Annotated in this window: 15 protein-coding genes; all 15 read right to left on the bottom strand. The window is 30.1% G+C overall.

The window, feature by feature from the left end; all coding sequences use genetic code 11:
• Window positions 1-52: 52 nt before the first annotated feature.
• Entirely contained in the window at window positions 53-787 is a 735-nt protein-coding gene (gene sigE / locus FQB35_RS06015) for an RNA polymerase sporulation sigma factor SigE (RefSeq protein WP_231701865.1), read from the bottom strand.
• A 28-nt stretch (window positions 788-815) separates the two neighbouring features.
• Window positions 816-1,712 carry a sigma-E processing peptidase SpoIIGA gene (gene spoIIGA / locus FQB35_RS06010; RefSeq protein WP_148809114.1) on the bottom strand — a complete coding sequence of 299 codons (897 nt, stop codon included), beginning with the start codon at window positions 1,710-1,712 and terminating at the stop codon, window positions 816-818.
• Between the two features lie 189 nt (window positions 1,713-1,901).
• Window positions 1,902-2,969 (bottom strand): cell division protein FtsZ, encoded by a 1,068-nt coding sequence (gene ftsZ / locus FQB35_RS06005; RefSeq protein WP_148809113.1) that lies wholly within the window; start codon window positions 2,967-2,969, stop codon window positions 1,902-1,904.
• 202 nt (window positions 2,970-3,171) lie between these two features.
• A complete protein-coding gene (locus tag FQB35_RS06000; RefSeq protein ID WP_148810776.1) occupies window positions 3,172-3,501 on the bottom strand; it encodes a small basic family protein in 330 nt (109 codons plus the stop codon).
• A 13-nt stretch (window positions 3,502-3,514) separates the two neighbouring features.
• The gene (locus tag FQB35_RS05995; protein WP_148809112.1) at window positions 3,515-4,237 is read right to left on the bottom strand and encodes a DUF881 domain-containing protein; all 723 of its coding nucleotides are present in this window, start codon (window positions 4,235-4,237) and stop codon (window positions 3,515-3,517) included.
• Window positions 4,238-4,250: 13 nt separating this feature from the next.
• On the bottom strand, window positions 4,251-4,988 hold the full coding sequence (locus FQB35_RS05990) for a DUF881 domain-containing protein (protein ID WP_148809111.1): 738 nt from the start codon (window positions 4,986-4,988) through the stop codon (window positions 4,251-4,253).
• Window positions 4,989-4,999: 11 nt separating this feature from the next.
• Window positions 5,000-5,764, bottom strand: a complete 765-nt coding sequence (locus FQB35_RS05985; protein WP_148809110.1) for a cell division protein FtsQ/DivIB — start codon at window positions 5,762-5,764, stop codon at window positions 5,000-5,002.
• 71 nt (window positions 5,765-5,835) lie between these two features.
• Window positions 5,836-7,089, bottom strand: coding sequence for a UDP-N-acetylglucosamine 1-carboxyvinyltransferase (murA, locus tag FQB35_RS05980; protein ID WP_148809109.1), 1,254 nt, complete (start codon window positions 7,087-7,089; stop codon window positions 5,836-5,838).
• A 140-nt stretch (window positions 7,090-7,229) separates the two neighbouring features.
• Window positions 7,230-8,336, bottom strand: a complete 1,107-nt coding sequence (murG, locus tag FQB35_RS05975) for an undecaprenyldiphospho-muramoylpentapeptide beta-N-acetylglucosaminyltransferase (protein WP_148809108.1) — start codon at window positions 8,334-8,336, stop codon at window positions 7,230-7,232.
• Between the two features lie 4 nt (window positions 8,337-8,340).
• Window positions 8,341-9,444, bottom strand: a complete 1,104-nt coding sequence (gene spoVE, locus FQB35_RS05970) for a stage V sporulation protein E (protein ID WP_148809107.1) — start codon at window positions 9,442-9,444, stop codon at window positions 8,341-8,343.
• A gap of 5 nt (window positions 9,445-9,449) precedes the next feature.
• A complete protein-coding gene (gene murD / locus FQB35_RS05965) occupies window positions 9,450-10,808 on the bottom strand; it encodes a UDP-N-acetylmuramoyl-L-alanine--D-glutamate ligase (RefSeq protein ID WP_148809106.1) in 1,359 nt (452 codons plus the stop codon).
• A gap of 43 nt (window positions 10,809-10,851) precedes the next feature.
• Window positions 10,852-11,814 (bottom strand): phospho-N-acetylmuramoyl-pentapeptide-transferase, encoded by a 963-nt coding sequence (gene mraY / locus FQB35_RS05960; RefSeq protein ID WP_148809105.1) that lies wholly within the window; start codon window positions 11,812-11,814, stop codon window positions 10,852-10,854.
• 4 nt (window positions 11,815-11,818) lie between these two features.
• Window positions 11,819-13,204 carry a UDP-N-acetylmuramoyl-tripeptide--D-alanyl-D-alanine ligase gene (locus FQB35_RS05955; protein ID WP_148809104.1) on the bottom strand — a complete coding sequence of 462 codons (1,386 nt, stop codon included), beginning with the start codon at window positions 13,202-13,204 and terminating at the stop codon, window positions 11,819-11,821.
• 2 nt (window positions 13,205-13,206) lie between these two features.
• Window positions 13,207-14,667: a UDP-N-acetylmuramoyl-L-alanyl-D-glutamate--2,6-diaminopimelate ligase gene (locus FQB35_RS05950; RefSeq protein WP_148809103.1), complete on the bottom strand. Its 1,461-nt coding sequence runs from the start codon at window positions 14,665-14,667 to the stop codon at window positions 13,207-13,209.
• A gap of 176 nt (window positions 14,668-14,843) precedes the next feature.
• Window positions 14,844-16,844: a stage V sporulation protein D gene (locus FQB35_RS05945; RefSeq protein ID WP_148809102.1), complete on the bottom strand. Its 2,001-nt coding sequence runs from the start codon at window positions 16,842-16,844 to the stop codon at window positions 14,844-14,846.
• Window positions 16,845-16,848: the final 4 nt, after the last annotated feature.

The raw sequence follows: 16,848 nt of genomic DNA, 5'->3' as shown, positions 1-16,848 counted from the left end.
TTTTCTTTATACTTTTAATCATATAAAAATAAAAAAGCAGTGCCACCACTGCTTATGTTAATCTCTTAATTTCTTTTCTCAATCTTGAAATTATTCTTTTCTCTAATCTAGAAATATATGACTGAGAAATCCCTAGCATATCTGCAACCTCTTTTTGGGTTTTTTCTTCTCCATTATTTAATCCGAATCTTAACTCCATTATTTTTTTTTCTCTACTTGATAACTTTTTTAATGCTATTTCTAATAATTCTCGATCTACTTCTTCTTCTAAAAACTTATATATCAAGTCATTATCCGTCCCTAATATATCTGAAAGAAGCAATTCATTCCCGTCCCAATCAATATTTAAAGGTTCATCAAATGAAATTTCAGCCTTTGCTTTACTATTTCTTCTTAAATACATTAAGATTTCATTTTCTATACATCTTGATGCATATGTAGCTAATTTAATCTTTTTTTCTGGGTCAAAAGTATTCACTGCTTTTATTAATCCTATCGTTCCAATTGATATTAAATCTTCTACTCCAATTCCTGTATTTTCAAATTTTCTTGCTATATAAACTACAAGTCTTAAATTTCTCTCTATTAATACAGTCCTTATCCCCCCATCATCTTGCCTTAGTCTATCAACGAGAAATAATTCTTCTTCTGGACTTAAAGGTGGAGGTAACGCTTCACTACCTCCAATATAAAATATATTTTCTTCATTCGTTATATTGAATTTTCTAATTATTTTAAAGTAAATAATCCTATATATTAGCTTTATCTTTTTAATAATTTCTAACACTATAACGCCTCCCCCTTTGATGAGTGGATTACTTGAGAATATCAGGATGTAATAAAGCAGTATAATCTCCATCTTCAGATAATTTTTTTGTATAAACTCCTATAACAATATTTTTTATGCACTTTAGTTTTTTTGTATCTTTTAATTTTACACTATCAGGTTTAAATCCCATTAACATTCCATTTTCTTTTCCTAAAGACTTAAAAGGTATAAATCTAAATCTATTAATCCATTTTGATGACTGAAGCATTTTTGTTATTAAATCTAAATTGACATCTTGAGAATGATTAAAAATATTTTGTACATCTACTGGTAGCAAATCTTTAATAGCACTATACTCAACAACAATTACTGGATATTTTGACAATGGGTCTGAAAGCGAATTTCCTGTATCTAATAGAGCATTTAACTTGCTAATATTATTTTCAACCTCAATCCATACTGGAATGTATATTTTTTCCCTTGAAATCTTTACTTGTATATATTCCCAACAAAAACGAATTAGTATATAAGCAATAATCCCTGAATATATCAATAATTTTATTGTAAAATTTTTAATATAAAATATTCCGTTACTTAATAATCCTTTAAAATCAGTAAAGTAAAATAAAGCAAATGCAGCTCCTCCAAACATAAAAGATATAAGATAAAAAATTGCTAATAATTTTACAAATTCTTTAAATTTGTATGGTGAAAAAGTAATAATAATAATAAATATTGAAACAATAATTTTCATTAAAAAAGTATACATAAAACTAAAAGAAGGGAAAAAAAATACAAATGCATAACATGCTCCAATAGTAGCACCTATCCAAATTCTAAATTTTGAATTTTGAACTTTACAAAAATATCCTGTCAAATGAAGTATTAGCCAATTCATAAGTAAATTCTCAATAAATAGATACTCTGCATAAACTTCAAACATATACATTCCTCCATTTAGGAGATCATTCCACTTGTTACACAATTATTCAATTGTCCTATGATTTATGACTATTATACCTAAATTCGTATTAAAACTTTGTCATTCTCTGAAGTCGAAAAAGTATAATTTCTTTAAATTTTTTTCACAATACGACAAAAGGTCGTTTAGATTACTAAACGACCTTAATTTCTATCTTCTTCTTAAAAATGTAGGAATATCTAAATCATCATTTAATGAATTGATCTCTACTTCATTTTTTATTTCTTCAGCCTCTTTTGAAGCTTTTTCAACAGGCTTTCTTTTATTTTCAAATCCAGTAGCTATTACAGTAATAATTAATTCATCTTTTAGATTTTCATCAATAACAGCACCAAAAATAATATTTGCATCTGGGTCTGCTGCCTGTGCGACCAGTTCAGCTGCTTCATTTACCTCAAATAATCCTAAATTTGGTCCCCCTGTAATATTTAATAACACACCCTTTGCACCCTCAATAGAAGTTTCAAGCAAAGGACTCTGAATAGCTTGTTTAGCAGCCTCCGCTGCTCTATTCTCTCCACTTACCCCTTTACCTACACCCATATGTGCAAGTCCTTGTTCAAACATAATAGTCTTAACATCAGCAAAATCTAGGTTTACAAGACCAGGAACAGCTATCAAATCAGATATACCTTGAACACCTTGTTTTAATACATCATCAGCAATTTTAAAAGCATCCATAATAGATGTTTTCTTTTCTGCTACTTGAAGTAACCTGTCATTTGGAATAGTTACTAAAGTATCTACTTTATCTTTTAATTGCTCAATTCCCATCTCTGCATGTTGCATCCTTCTTTTCCCTTCAAAAGTAAAAGGCTTTGTCACTACCCCAACTGTTAAAATTCCCATCTCCTTAGCAATTTGCGCTACAACTGGAGCTGCACCTGTTCCGGTTCCACCACCCATTCCAGCAGTTACAAATACCATGTCCGCTCCTTGTAGTGCCTGACAAATGTCTTCTCTACTTTCTTCAGCAGCTTTTCTCCCGATTTCTGGATTCGCCCCTGCACCTAATCCTTTTGTAAGCTTGTCTCCTATTTGTATTTTATATTCAGCTTTAGATGTAAATAAAGCTTGTTTATCAGTATTTACTGCTACAAACTGTACTCCTTTAAGCTGAGATTCAATCATTCTATTGACAGCATTATTTCCGCCACCACCAACTCCTATAACTTTTATTTGTGCAAACTGTTCCATATCTACGTCGAATTCTAACATAAATTTACCTCCTTCAAACAGCTATGATATATTCAAGTATTGTAGCTAAATTGTTTTCATTTCAATAAAAACTAAGTTCTATGTATCAAGGATCTTTATCAATTATCCCATCCTCTTTCAACCTAAATTTAAACAATATTATTTTCCATTATAATTAAATTCAACGTATTATTAAAATATCCTTTTTTTTTATAAAAAAACTTTATTTTTGTCCAATTTTTTCAATAAAGTGTCTTCTAAGCATAGCAAAATTGTCAAATAATCTTCCTCCAAATGCAAAAATTGCAGCATAATATAATGGAACACCTAGTCTATCACCTATATAAGCTAAAACCCCAGCTAAAATAGCATTCCCAAAAAAACCTGATACAAATATAGTAGCATTAAATTTTCCTTCCATGTGAGCTCTTAATCCTCCAAAAACTGAGTCAAGGGCTGCCAATATTGCAACAGACATATATAGTGAATATGATGTAGGGTATGTCACAGGGAGATACCATCCTAGAATAATGCCTATAATCAAACCAATCATTGCAATAAACAATTTATTCACCTTCTTCTGATACTTTTAAATACCTAAAATCTAATTCCTCTGAATATTTAGGTATTTTAATATTAACACTCGTATTTACTTCAACATAAAGCCCAAATTCTTTTAATAATTCTCCGTATGTTCCAGGTGCAATTAAAGCCGCTTCAAGCTTTTTCGCATCTCCAATAGCTTTAATAATGAAAGGTTGTGCAAAAAATTGATTATTAATACGAATCGTATGCCCTGCACAATTTATTTCACTATTTCCTAATAAGCGCTGTCCATTAATAGATATTGCTTCTGCTCCAGCTACTTTCAAATCATTAATAATATTTAAAACATCTATATCATGAACTAAAATATTATTTGGATCTTCTCCTTCAAATAATTCTCTCGTTCCATCATCTAAAGTTAAGACAATTCCAGGCCCTTCTATATCTACAAAGCCACTAATTAATTTTTGTTCTTTTAATTCTTCTGAAATGGTTTCTTTAAATTTACCGCCCTCTTCTTTTATTTTTTCATATTCTGCAATACGTTTTTTTCTATCTTCAATAATTTCTTTAATATTTTCAATTTCTTTTTTTTCACTTTCAATAGCTAATTTATACTCATGAATAACTTTTAATGGTACAAATAAAAATTCTCCTTTCACATTTTTAAACTGCAAAGAAATCAGTAATCCTAGTAATATACAAAACATTAAAATATTAAATTTCCATACATTCCCCTTCATGGATTCACCTCAATTATTGTTCCATATCCTCAACGGGCTTAGCATATCTAAATTTTATAATTTCATTATATCTAGGAATAATAATTTCATCTTGCTTTTTTACTGATACTTGTAGATTATATCGTTCGCTTTTCATCTGGTCAACAATACCAAATCTTATATTTAGTGCTGATTCAAGCGTATCTGGATTTCCTATGGCCTTTATAACAAAAGGAGGCGCTGTAGGTACTGAATTTATATTGACATTACTTCCTGCAAGACTTATCTCTGTACGTGAAACATATCTTTGTTCATTTATTGAAATAGCTTCTGCTCCTGCATCATTTAATTTATTAATTAAACTTAACAGTAAATCATAGTTATACATGATAATACTTACATCAGATGAATATTCAGGATCAATAGGTGGATCATCAACTACTACAACAACTCCTGGTCCTTTTACCTTTCTTAGACCTGAAATAATCTTATACTTTTCAAGTTCTGCACTCATATTTTTTACTAGAACATTCTCCTTTGATTCAGCTTCTTCTATTTCTTTTATTTTTCCTTCTAAAGCATTTACTTCACTCATTAATGCTTCTTTTTCTTCTCTAACTTTTTTAAGTTCTGCAGCTAGTTCTTGAGCTTTTTGTGCTGGTGCAGCTCCTCCTAAATAGTTATTTTGTACTGTTTTAAACTGTAGAGCTAACACCAATCCTAATACAACACATACAAGTCCAATAGCTAGCTGTGCTTTGATATTTTTCATGCTATCTCCTCCTATTCTACAGGTCTATAGCTTGGATAGCCTTCATGACTCATATCAATAACACCTCTTATAATATTTTTTTGTTTTAGGTCTTCTAGTATTTTTTTTAATACTTTTAAAGAATAATTCAAATTGTTTCCTTCTCCAATTCTACATATTAACTCATTCGTAAGTTTTACAACAACATCCTTCTTATCTGATACATCTAATTCAGTAATTACAATTTGGTTTTCATTAATTTTTCTTGCAACTTCTAAAGCTTTTTTTAATTTACTTTTATCTTTTACTTCAAGAATTGCTCCTTCCATAAAATTAGAAAATTCAAAACCCTTTATAATTTTTAAATTTTCATTATCAAGTGATGTATTACTGCGTGAAGATCTTAGAACCATTCCATCTTCATCTATAATCAAGAACTCATTCATAAATGGAATAGCTGCTGCTTCTTCTCTTTCTACCACACTAATAATTATTTTATTTGGTAATTTCCTTTTCACCTGAACTGTCTTTATATATGGATTTCTATATAAGTTTGATTTTATACTATTAATATTTTCTTTGAAGATATGATTGCCAAAAATGATTCCGGATATATTGATTATTTCATCCTTTGTAACAATATGATTTCCACCAACCTCTACATATTTTACAGTAAATAAATCTGTTTTGAATATTATTATGAAAGAAACAATACATAGCAACAACATAACCATAAAAATCATGGCATTTTTTTTTCTTTTTACATTTTTATCTATATCCTTATTATATCTGCACATATTTCCTCACCTTTTAACTTAAGGGTTCGTCCATTATTATTTTATTACTTAAGAGCAGCAAAAGCTGTCTCTTAATCAATTCTTTTAATATCTGCACCTAATTCCTTAAGCATTTTATCTAATTGTTCATATCCTCTATCTATATGTTTAATATTGTCAACTATTGTTGTTCCTTCAGCTGTAAGACCTGCTAATACTAAAGCTGCTCCTCCTCTCAAATCCTTTGCAAAAACTTTTGCTCCAGTAAGTTTTTTAACTCCTTGAATAACTGCGACTCTACCATCAATTTTAATTTTAGCACCCATTCTTATTAACTCATCTACATGTTTAAATCTATTCTCAAAAACTGTTTCAGTAATTATGCTAGTCCCCCGAGCAATAGTCATTAAAGCCATAAACTGAGCCTGCATATCTGTTGGAAACCCAGGATAAGGTAATGTTTTAGTCATCTCCACTGCTTTAAGCCTTTGAGATGATTTTATTTTTAAACTATTGTTTTTCTCAAATACCCAGCAACCTGCTTCTTTTAATTTTAATAAAATAGGCTTCATATGATCAACAACTACATTATTTAGTATAATTTCTCCTCCAGCTATTGCCCCTGCAGTAGCTATTGTTCCTGCAACAATCCTATCTGGAATAATTTTATGCTCTAAACCATATAGTTTATCAACACCTTCAATAATAATTTCACTTGTTCCGGCTCCTCTTATTTTTGCACCCATTCTATTTAAATAATTCTGCAAATCAACAATTTCAGGCTCCTTAGCAGCATTTCTGATTTTTGTTATTCCTTTTGCCAAAACCGCCACTAGCATTATATTTTCAGTTGCTCCAACACTCGGATAATCTAAGTGTATTTCTTTTCCTTCTAATTTTATTGCCTCACATTCCAAAAAACCATGGGCTTCAGTAATCTTAACACCTAATTCTCTTAAAGCTTTCAAATGAAGATCAATTGGTCTAGGACCTATTTCACAACCACCTGGATAACTTATTTTAATTTTACCACATCTGCCTAGCATAGGTCCCATTAAAAATATAGAAGATCTCATTTCTCTTACTAAGTGCTCAGGAATCTCATGTGATGAAAGTGTACTTGAATTAACTGTTAACACAGAATTTTCAAAGCTCACTTTACATCCAATAGATCTTAAAATTTCAATCATTGAATGAACATCTCTAAGATCCGGAGAGTCGAATAGTATGTTTTCTCCTCCATTTAATACTGTAGCAGCTAAGATTGGAAGTACAGCATTTTTTGCACCTCCAATCCTTATTTGCCCATTTAACTTATTTCTGCCTCGAATAAGTAATTTACTCACATAGTCCACCTCCGAGATATCTTCCTAAATACAATTATTAAATCTATTTATATATAAATAAACATAACAAAGATATAATATATTAACCATTTTATGCATAATTCTCGAAGGTGTTACGATAACAAACATACAAAATCATTCTATAATTTAAATAAATTTAAGATATTAGTATAAATAATATCTGTAGCATTTGGTTTTGCCAATGTTTTACTTTTGTTTGCCATTTCTTTTATCCTATTTCTATCTCTTAGAAATAGTTCTACTAAGTTTACTATATTTTTATCAGTTAACTCCCTTTCTGGTATTAAAACAGCAGCACCATTTTTTTCCAATACCTTAGCATTTAATTCTTGATGATTATTGGTTACATAGGGTGATGGTATTAAAATAGCTGGTAAACCCATAGCTGTAATTTCAGCTAGTGTAATAGCTCCTGATCTACATATAACTAAATCACAAGCTCCCATATATTTAGACATATCATAAATATATTCTTTAACAATAATATTATCTTTCATTTTAAAATTATTTTTATTTAATTTTTTGAGTGTTGCTTCATAGTGTATGCTTCCTGTCACATGAATAATAGTTATGTCCTTGCTTCCATTAAATTTTTTCAAAACTTCAATCATCGTTTCATTTATTTTTTCTGCTCCTCTGCTTCCCCCAAAGGACATTATAACAAAACGCTCATCATAAATTCCTAAAGCTTTTCGGCATTGTGTCTTGTCTATATCAATAAAATCCTTTCTTACAGGATTTCCTGTAACTACGATTTTATTACTATAATTAAAGTATTGTTTTGACTCTTCAAAACTCACTAATATCTTATTAACAAATTTACCCAGTATTTTATTTGTAATCCCCGGAATAACATTTTGTTCATGTATTACAGTTTTAATATTTAACAAAGATGCAATAAAAACAATTGGGCCACATACATATCCTCCAGTCCCTATTACCAAATCTGGCTTGAATTTTTTTATTATTTTTATAGCATCTTTTATTCCTAAAAATAGATCTCTCACAGATTTTACTGTATCAAATGATAAACTTCTTTTAAATCCACTAACAGTTATTCTTTCAAGTTTATATCCTGCATTTGGTACAAGTTTACTTTCTAATCCATTTTGCGTACCTACAAATAATATTTCAACACCTTTGATTTCCTCTTTTATTTTATTAGCTATTGCAATTGCTGGATATATATGCCCACCTGTTCCTCCACCTGAAATTAATATTTTCATTACTTCAACTCCTATCTAAATTCGAATATCTAGATATATTTAATAAAATACCAATAGCTGACATAAATATTGCCAATGAATTTCCTCCCCAACTAATAAATGGTAATGGAATTCCGGTAACAGGCATGGAAGATGTAGCAACTGCAATATTAATAATAACTTGTACTGCTACCATTGATGTTACACCTGTAGCAAGCAAACAGCCAAATAGGTCTGGTGCATTAATTGCAATTCTTACTCCTCTCCAAATCAACAGAAGAAATAAAATAATCACTGTAACACAACCAACAAAACCTAATTCTTCACCAATAATAGCAAATATAAAATCATTTTGAGGCTCAGGTATGTACAGATATTTTTGAATACTTTTTCCAAGTCCTACACCAAACAATCCTCCTGATCCTAATGCTAATAAAGATTGGATCACCTGATATCCGGTACCTTGAGGATCTGCAAAAGGATCTAAAAATCCAGTTAATCTTCTCATACGATAAGGTTCTAGTAGAATCAAAACGACTAATAAACCGACGCCACTAAGCCCCATGAGTGATACATGTGCCCACCTCATACCTGCTACAAACATCATGCACCCAATAATACCGCTTATAGTAACTGCAGTACTTAAATTTGGTTGCAATATAATTAGTGAAAAATATATCCCAATAATAAATAAGCATGGAACTACACCTTGTAAAAACTTTTTTATCTTTTCTGGCTTTCGAGAAAGATAATTTGCTGCAAAAATAATTCCACAAATTTTTGCAACTTCTCCTGGCATAATTGTAAATCCTCCTACACCTAACCATCTTTTTGCACCGTTAATTTCCATACCAAGTGGTGTTAACACGAGTATTAATAGAATTATACTAAAAATATAAGCATATGGTGCTAATTTCTTATATTTCCAATAATCAAAATTCATTGTAAAAAACATACCTAAAAGCCCTAATGTAGCCCACATTAACTCTCTTTTTAGAAAATGATAAGAATCATTCATTTTAGATAAAGCATAGTAATGGCTTGAGCTAAACACCATAATAATTCCTATTATAACTAGTATTAAAACTGTAAGTAAAAGGGTAAAATCACTGGACTTCTTTTTTGCCATTTCTATTACCCCCTTAATTTATTTACACATTCTTTAAAATGCTTACCCCTAACTTCAAAACTAGGATACATATCCCAACTTGCACATGCAGGTGATAATAATACTGTATCGCCTACTTGTGCAACCTTAGCAGCTAATTGTACTGCTTGTTCCATATTTTCTACAATGCTTATTTCATAAAATCCATTCTTTTGAGCTGTCTTTTTAATTTTTTGTGCTGTTTCTCCTAATAAAACCAAGTATTTCACCTTGCCTTGAAACGAATGTAAAAACTCATTAAAATCGCTTCCTTTATCCATTCCTCCAGCGATTAAAACAATTGGTGTTTTCATAGCTTCAATGGCACGAATAGCTGCATCAGGATTTGTTCCCTTTGAATCATTAACAAAATCTACACCCTCAATTTCTGCTACAAATTCTATTCTATGTTCAACACCTCTAAAATTTCTTAATGTATCTGCTATCGTTTTATTATCAATACCTGACCAATGTGCTATAGCAACTGCTGCTAATGCATTTTCTAAATTATGTTTTCCTGGTATTTTCAATTCATCTACTTTACATATAATTTCATATTTTTTATTCTCTTCTTTTATAACAATATAATCATCTATAACATATGCTCCTTTTTCCAGTTTTTGTTTTCTACTAAAAGGTATTACAATAGATTTGGCTAAACTTCTCAATTCATAAGTTATTTCATTATCTACATTTAATACTAAATAATTATTTTTATCTTGATTTTTAAATATATTTGATTTTGCTTTAATATAGTTTTCCATTGTTTTGTGTCTATTTAAATGATCTGGTGTGATATTTAAAATAGCTGCAATCTTTGGTTTGAAATCTATAATACTTTCAAGCTGAAAGCTGCTCACCTCTGTTACCATTATTGCATCAGCACTCGCTTCTTGAATTTTAGATATTGCTGCAATACCAATATTTCCTACAATATATGTTTCTTTTTTCGCATTTTTAAATATTTCTCCTGTTAATGCAGTTGTAGTAGTTTTTCCGTTTGTACCAGTTATTGCAACAAATTTTCCTTCACATAATCTATATGCTAATTCTAATTCTCCCATAATTGTTACACCCATTTTTCTTGCTTCTTGAATAAACATTAAATCTGTTGGCACACCAGGACTTAATATAATCAAATCAAAAAGAGCCATATTTTCTGGGTGTTTCCCTAATATAAGATCTACTTTATTAGTATCTAATTCTTTTAATATATCTTTAAGCTCTTCTTGTGTTTTCTTATCATTAACTGTTACCTTTGCTCCTAATGATAGTAAAGTATTTACTGTTGGTATGCCTGAGATCCCTAAGCCAATAACCAAAACCCTTTTGTCTTTTATTACCAATGTATACACCCGCTTTCATGTCTTTATACTTTTATTTTAAATATTAATTTAAACTAAATAGTCCTACTATACACAATAATAGGGTAACAGACCAAAATACAACAACAACTTTAGTTTCCTTCCACCCCTTTAGTTCGTAATGATGATGAAGTGGACTCATTCTAAAAATTCTTTTTCCTGTTATCTTATAAGATGCTACTTGTAATATAACAGACAATGCTTCTACAAAATAAATTCCTCCCACAATAGGAATTAGGAGGGTTAAATTCATAAGAATTGCAATAGTTGCAATGGCACCACCTAATGCCATAGAACCAGTATCTCCCATAAATACTTTCGCTGGATGAGCATTAAATCTTAAAAACCCTAAACATGCTCCTGTTAACGCTCCACAAAATACAGCAATACTAGGATATCCCCAATTCATTGCTATTAAACTGAAAAAAGATGAAACAATCAATGTAACCCCTGCAGCCAACCCGTCAAGACCATCTGTTAGATTCACACTATTTGCTGTCGCAACTACAACTGTAGCAATAAATGGAATATATAAAATACCAAAATCCAAATATTGATTCATAAATGGTATGAATATTTTTGTACTAGATATAGATATAGAAGACTGATAAACAGCTATTATTATAGCAACAATAATTTGCCCAATCAATTTTTGGTAAGCTTTAAGTCCTAAGTTTCTTTTTAATACTACTTTTATAAAATCATCTATAAATCCTATTAGCCCAAAAGAAATTGTTGCAAATAAAATAACATATAAGTCTCTATTTAACATTCCAGATGTTAAAGTTGTTACACAAATAGCAGTAATCATAATCAATCCACCCATTGTTGGCGTTCCTGATTTTAACATATGTGTTTTTGGCCCTTCATCCCTTATGCTTTGTCCTACCTTTAATCTTTGTAATATAGGTATAACAATTGGTCCTAAAATTAGTGTAATAAAGAATGAAATGACTATTGTTGTTATTAGTTGCTTATATTGTATCATCTAATTAACTCCTCTCTTGTATGTATTCTACAATTTCCTCCATTCGCATTCCCCTTGATCCCTTTATCAGTACAGCATCTTTTCTTTGTAGTAAATCTTTTAAAATATTGATAGCTTCTTTATTGTTTTTGCATAGAAATATATTTTTTTTATCAAAACCATTTTCAATAGCACCCTTTGCAATATTTTTTGCCTTTTCACCAATCGTAATTAATAATTCTACAGACTGTTTCGCTACTTCAATACCTACATCATAATGCCCTTTCGTTGAATATTCTCCCATTTCAAGCATATCCCCAAGGACTGCAATTCTCCTGTTTTTGCTCATCTTACTTAATACAGCTATTGCAGCACGCATTGAATCAGGACTTGCATTGTAAGCATCATTAATAACTTTAATTTCTTCATTTGTAGTTAATATATTTAATCTCATTTTGCTTCCTTTAAAATCTTTTATCCCATCATAAATCAATTTTATATCAACATTTAAAATCTTGCCAATAGCAATTGCATATAAAGCATTATATACATTATGTATTCCAGGAACATTTAATCTAAATGGATATGCTTTTTTATCTATAAGCACATCAAAACTAATTCCATCTTCACCTAAATCATTTATGTTTACAGCTTGATAATTACAATTTGTTCCTAAGCCTACAAAGTATTTATGAAAATTTATCCCGTTGTTTTCTATATTCTTTAACAATTGGTCATCCCCATTTACAATTAATGTATTCGTTTCATCAAAGTAATTTGTTATTTCCATCTTAGCATTTAAAATATTTTCTTGCGATCCTAAATTTTCAATATGAGATAATCCAATATTTGTAATTACTGCAATGTTAGGTTTAACTATATTTGCAAGCAAATCAATTTCATCAAATCCACTCATTCCCATTTCTAGTATGGCTATCTCATGCTCTTTTTTCAAATCAAAAACAGTCAATGGCAAACCTATGTGATTATTAAAATTTCCTTGATTCTTTAAAACCTTATATTTTTTTGATAATACAGAATAAATCATATCCTTCGTTGAAGTTTTTCCTGTACTACCTGTAACCCCTATAACAATTATATTAAATTTTGATATATAATATCTTGCAAGATCTTGAAGAGCTTTTAGAGTATCTTTTACTTTAATAACAGATACATAATCTAATTTATTCTCTTTAATTCTCTGACTTGTCAGTATAGCGCTAGCACCTAATTTTATAGCATTTTCAATAAAATCATGACCATTAAATTTTTTTCCGATCAAAGGAATAAACAACTCATTTTTGTTTATGCTTCTTGAATCAGTTGAAACTCCAATAACAATATCTTTCTTATCACCTCTTATAAGTTCGCCATTTGTAGCTTCAATTACTTCTTGTATAGTCAACCTCATTTTTATCTTTCCTCCCTCAGTATTTCCTGAGCTACTTTTTTATCATCAAAATCAATTATTTTATCTCCTATAATCTGATAGGTTTCATGACCTTTTCCTGCAATTAATATAATATCCTTAGATTCACTAACTTTTATTGCTTCTCTTATTGCTTCTTTTCTATCTACTATCATTTTATATTTACAATTTGTCTTTTTTATTCCTACTTCAATATCTTTAATAATTGCATCCGGTTGTTCTGACCTAGGATTATCACTTGTAATAATACAATAATCTGAAAGTTTACCAGCAGTTTCTCCCATCATAGGTCTTTTAATCTTATCTCTATCTCCACCACATCCAAATACTGTTATGATTTTTCCCTCTACAAATTGTTTTATTGTATTTAATGCATTTTCCAATGCATCTGGTGTATGAGAATAGTCAACAATAATTGTAACATCACCTGTATTTTCTACAGTTTCGAAACGGCCTGAAACACCCTTTACAGATTCAATCCCTTTTTTTATTTGATCAAAATTATACCCTAAAACATAGCATACTGCTATAGCTGCTAAAGCATTATATACTGAAAACATTCCTGGAGTTGTGATTTTTAACTTGCCCTTAAATTTAGGTGTAACTAATGTAAATGAACAACCCTTTGAAAAAATACAGATATCCTCTGCATAGACCTCTGCCTTTTTGTTAATCCCATATGTTACAAGCTTCGTATTTAGTTTTTTTATTTCATCAGCAATCTCATATCCATATTTATCATCAATATTTATAATATTCGCTAAAGAGGTCTGATAAAAAAGTTTTGCTTTTGCATTTTTGTAATTTTCAATTGTTTTATGAAAATCCATATGATCTGCTGTTAAATTTGTAAATACACCTATTTTATAGTTAATTCCTGCTACTCTATCTAACTCTAGTGAATGAGATGAAACTTCCATAGCACAAGTATCTACATTAGCATCTTTCATTTCTTGAAATAATTTTTGTAATTCTAAAGATTCAGGTGTTGTATTATTTGCTTTATATTCTTTATCTAAAATTTGATATGATATGGTTCCTATCAATCCGCAATTTACATCATTTTTTTCTAAAACATTTTTTATCAAATGTGTTGTAGTTGTTTTTCCATTAGTACCAGTAACCCCTATTATATTCATGCTTTTTGTTGGATTTTTAAAAAAATTAGATGAAATTATTGCCAAAGCTTTTCTACTATTTTCTACTTTTATAATCGTAACCCCTTCTATTGGTGCAATATTTTTTTCCAATATTAAAACTTTTGCCCCATTTTTAACTGCTTGATCAATATAATTATGTCCATCAGTTTTTATTCCAATGATACAAACAAATACATAATTATTTTTAACTTTTCTAGAATCATATGCAATCCCTTCTATATCTATATCCATATCTCCTATTGTTTCAATAATTGATACATTATTCAACAATTCATTGATTTTCATAATATCTCTCCTTATGTAAATATTTCCTATTTTTATATTATAGACTTAGATGCTTAATCATAAACAAAACTCATTAAAAGGCAACTTAATTCAAAGTAATATAACTTCGATTTAAGTTGCCTTTTCTATTTTATTTGTTTCCATTATAACATATATTTTATTATTATTTTGTAAAACTAATTTAGGTTATTATCTTTTTTTAAATATAGAATAATAATAGATTTTTCTGGTATTTTTGCCCCTGGTTTTGGAAATTGATCAATAATAACAGCATCTGGATTTTCAACATTTAAAGATTCTGTTTCGTATTGTAGTTTACATTCTCCTAAAACCTTTGCAGCATCTTTTAAAGATAAATTTCTAACCTCAGGCACAACTACTTCCTGCTTTTCATATTGTTTAGTTTCATCTTCATTAAACTTTGGCTCAACTTCTAAATACCTTAAAGAATCTCTTATAATATCATGTGCAACCGGAGCTGCCGTTTGACTACCAAAATGAACACCTTGTGGTTCATCTATAACCACTAATACCGCAAGCTTTGGATCATCAACTGGTGCCAATGCAACAAAAGAGGAATATACTTTTCCTTTAGCATATCTTCCATTTACAATTTTATCTGCTGTTCCAGTTTTTCCTCCTACTCTATATCCAGGTATATACGCTTTTTTACCTGATCCTTCTGTAACAACCGTTTCCATAATCAAACGTAATTCTTTAGCAGTTTTTTCTGATATTACTTGTCTAATCATCTTTGGCTCATATCTATGAATTACATTGCCTGAATCATCTACTAATTCTTTAACAATTCTTGGCTCCATTAATTTTCCATCATTACCAATAGCTGATATAGCATTAATTAACTGAAGAGGTGTTACAGATATCCCTTGACCATAAGATATTGTAGCTAATTCTACAGGCCCTACATACTTTTTATTTTGAATAATCCCTCGCCCTTCACCTGGCAGATCAATTCCTGTAGGTTTATTAAAGCCAAAAGCTTCTATGTATTCGTAATATTTGTCAAGCCCTAATCTTTGTGCAACTTCAACAAATACAGGGTTACAAGAATTCTGCACTGCTTGCGTAAAAGTTTCTGCTCCATGAGGCCGATAATATCTCCAGCATTTTAACCTTTGTCCTGATACAACAATATATCCCTTACAATAAAAAGGTGAATCTGGTGTAACAACTCCTTCTTCTAATCCTGCAGCTGATGTAATTAGCTTAAATGTAGACCCCGGTTCATACGTATCACTGATTATTGGATTTCTCCACATTTCATTCCAAATTTTCTGTTTACCTTTATTATCTAATGTTTCATACAATCTTCGTTTATTTTCGTCTAATGGTATTCTTGGCTTATTTGGGTCATAATCAGGTTTAACCGCCATAGCCAAAATATCACCTGTTTTCGGTTCCATTACAATAGCAAAAACTCTCTTTGCTTGTGTTTTTGCTAATGCATCCTCTATTGCCTTTTCCGTAAAGTGTTGTATGACTTCATCAATTGTTAGTACAACGTTTAGTCCATTTTCTGCTTCATAATATTTTTCTATCCCATAATGTAATTGTCTTCCAGCTGCATCTGTATTTTTTATCCATCTTCCTGGTAAGCCACTTAGATATTTGTCATACTCACGCTCAATACCTACAAGACCTTGATTATCATCTGTTGTATGACCAATCACATGTGCAGCAAAGTTTCCAAAAGGATAATGTCTTCTATTATCTTCTGCAATCCATATTCCTTCTAGCTTCTCTTTTCTAATAGCATCTGCCTTATCTTTATCAATCCATTTTTTTATCTTAATTAATCCAACATTCTTCTTCGATAACTTTTCTTTTATCTCCTTTTCATCCATTTCAAGAATTTCAGATAACTTTTTAGAAATTTCATCAACTTTACCTGAACTTGCAACTTCTGCAGGTCTTGCCCAAACTGTGTTCGTACTTGCGCTAATGGCTAATTCTGTTCCTTTTCGATCATATATAATCCCTCTCTTAGCAGGAATCGGAATATCTCTTGTTTGCTGAATATGTGCAAGTTGTCTATATTTTTCTCCCTTTACAATTTGAATCCATCCAATCCTGAATATTAACAAAAATAAAGCAAAGCTTACAAAAAACAGAAAGAAAACCAATCTTTTCTTATTAGCAATAGTAGGTGTTGCCAATTCT

The sequence above is a fragment of the Crassaminicella thermophila genome (assembly GCF_008152325.1).
Classification (GTDB): Bacteria; Bacillota; Clostridia; order Peptostreptococcales; family Thermotaleaceae; genus Crassaminicella_A; species Crassaminicella_A thermophila.
The sequence above is the reverse complement of the archived record's forward strand: the minus strand, read 5'-3'. Positions and strand labels throughout refer to the sequence as shown.

Bases quoted from the DNA above. Each gene is read 5' to 3' on its own strand.
- spoIIGA (WP_148809114.1), bottom strand. From the start codon at position 1,712: ATGTTTGAAGTTTATGCAGAGTATCTATTTATTGAGAATTTACTTATG.
- ftsZ (WP_148809113.1), bottom strand. From the start codon at position 2,969: ATGTTAGAATTCGACGTAGATATGGAACAGTTTGCACAAATAAAAGTT.
- FQB35_RS06000 (WP_148810776.1), bottom strand. From the start codon at position 3,501: ATGATTGGTTTGATTATAGGCATTATTCTAGGATGGTATCTCCCTGTG.
- FQB35_RS05995 (WP_148809112.1), bottom strand. From the start codon at position 4,237: ATGAAGGGGAATGTATGGAAATTTAATATTTTAATGTTTTGTATATTA.
- FQB35_RS05990 (WP_148809111.1), bottom strand. From the start codon at position 4,988: ATGAAAAATATCAAAGCACAGCTAGCTATTGGACTTGTATGTGTTGTA.
- FQB35_RS05985 (WP_148809110.1), bottom strand. From the start codon at position 5,764: ATGTGCAGATATAATAAGGATATAGATAAAAATGTAAAAAGAAAAAAA.
- murG (WP_148809108.1), bottom strand. From the start codon at position 8,336: ATGAAAATATTAATTTCAGGTGGAGGAACAGGTGGGCATATATATCCA.
- spoVE (WP_148809107.1), bottom strand. From the start codon at position 9,444: ATGGCAAAAAAGAAGTCCAGTGATTTTACCCTTTTACTTACAGTTTTA.
- mraY (WP_148809105.1), bottom strand. From the start codon at position 11,814: ATGATACAATATAAGCAACTAATAACAACAATAGTCATTTCATTCTTT.
- FQB35_RS05955 (WP_148809104.1), bottom strand. From the start codon at position 13,204: ATGAGGTTGACTATACAAGAAGTAATTGAAGCTACAAATGGCGAACTT.
- FQB35_RS05950 (WP_148809103.1), bottom strand. From the start codon at position 14,667: ATGAAAATCAATGAATTGTTGAATAATGTATCAATTATTGAAACAATA.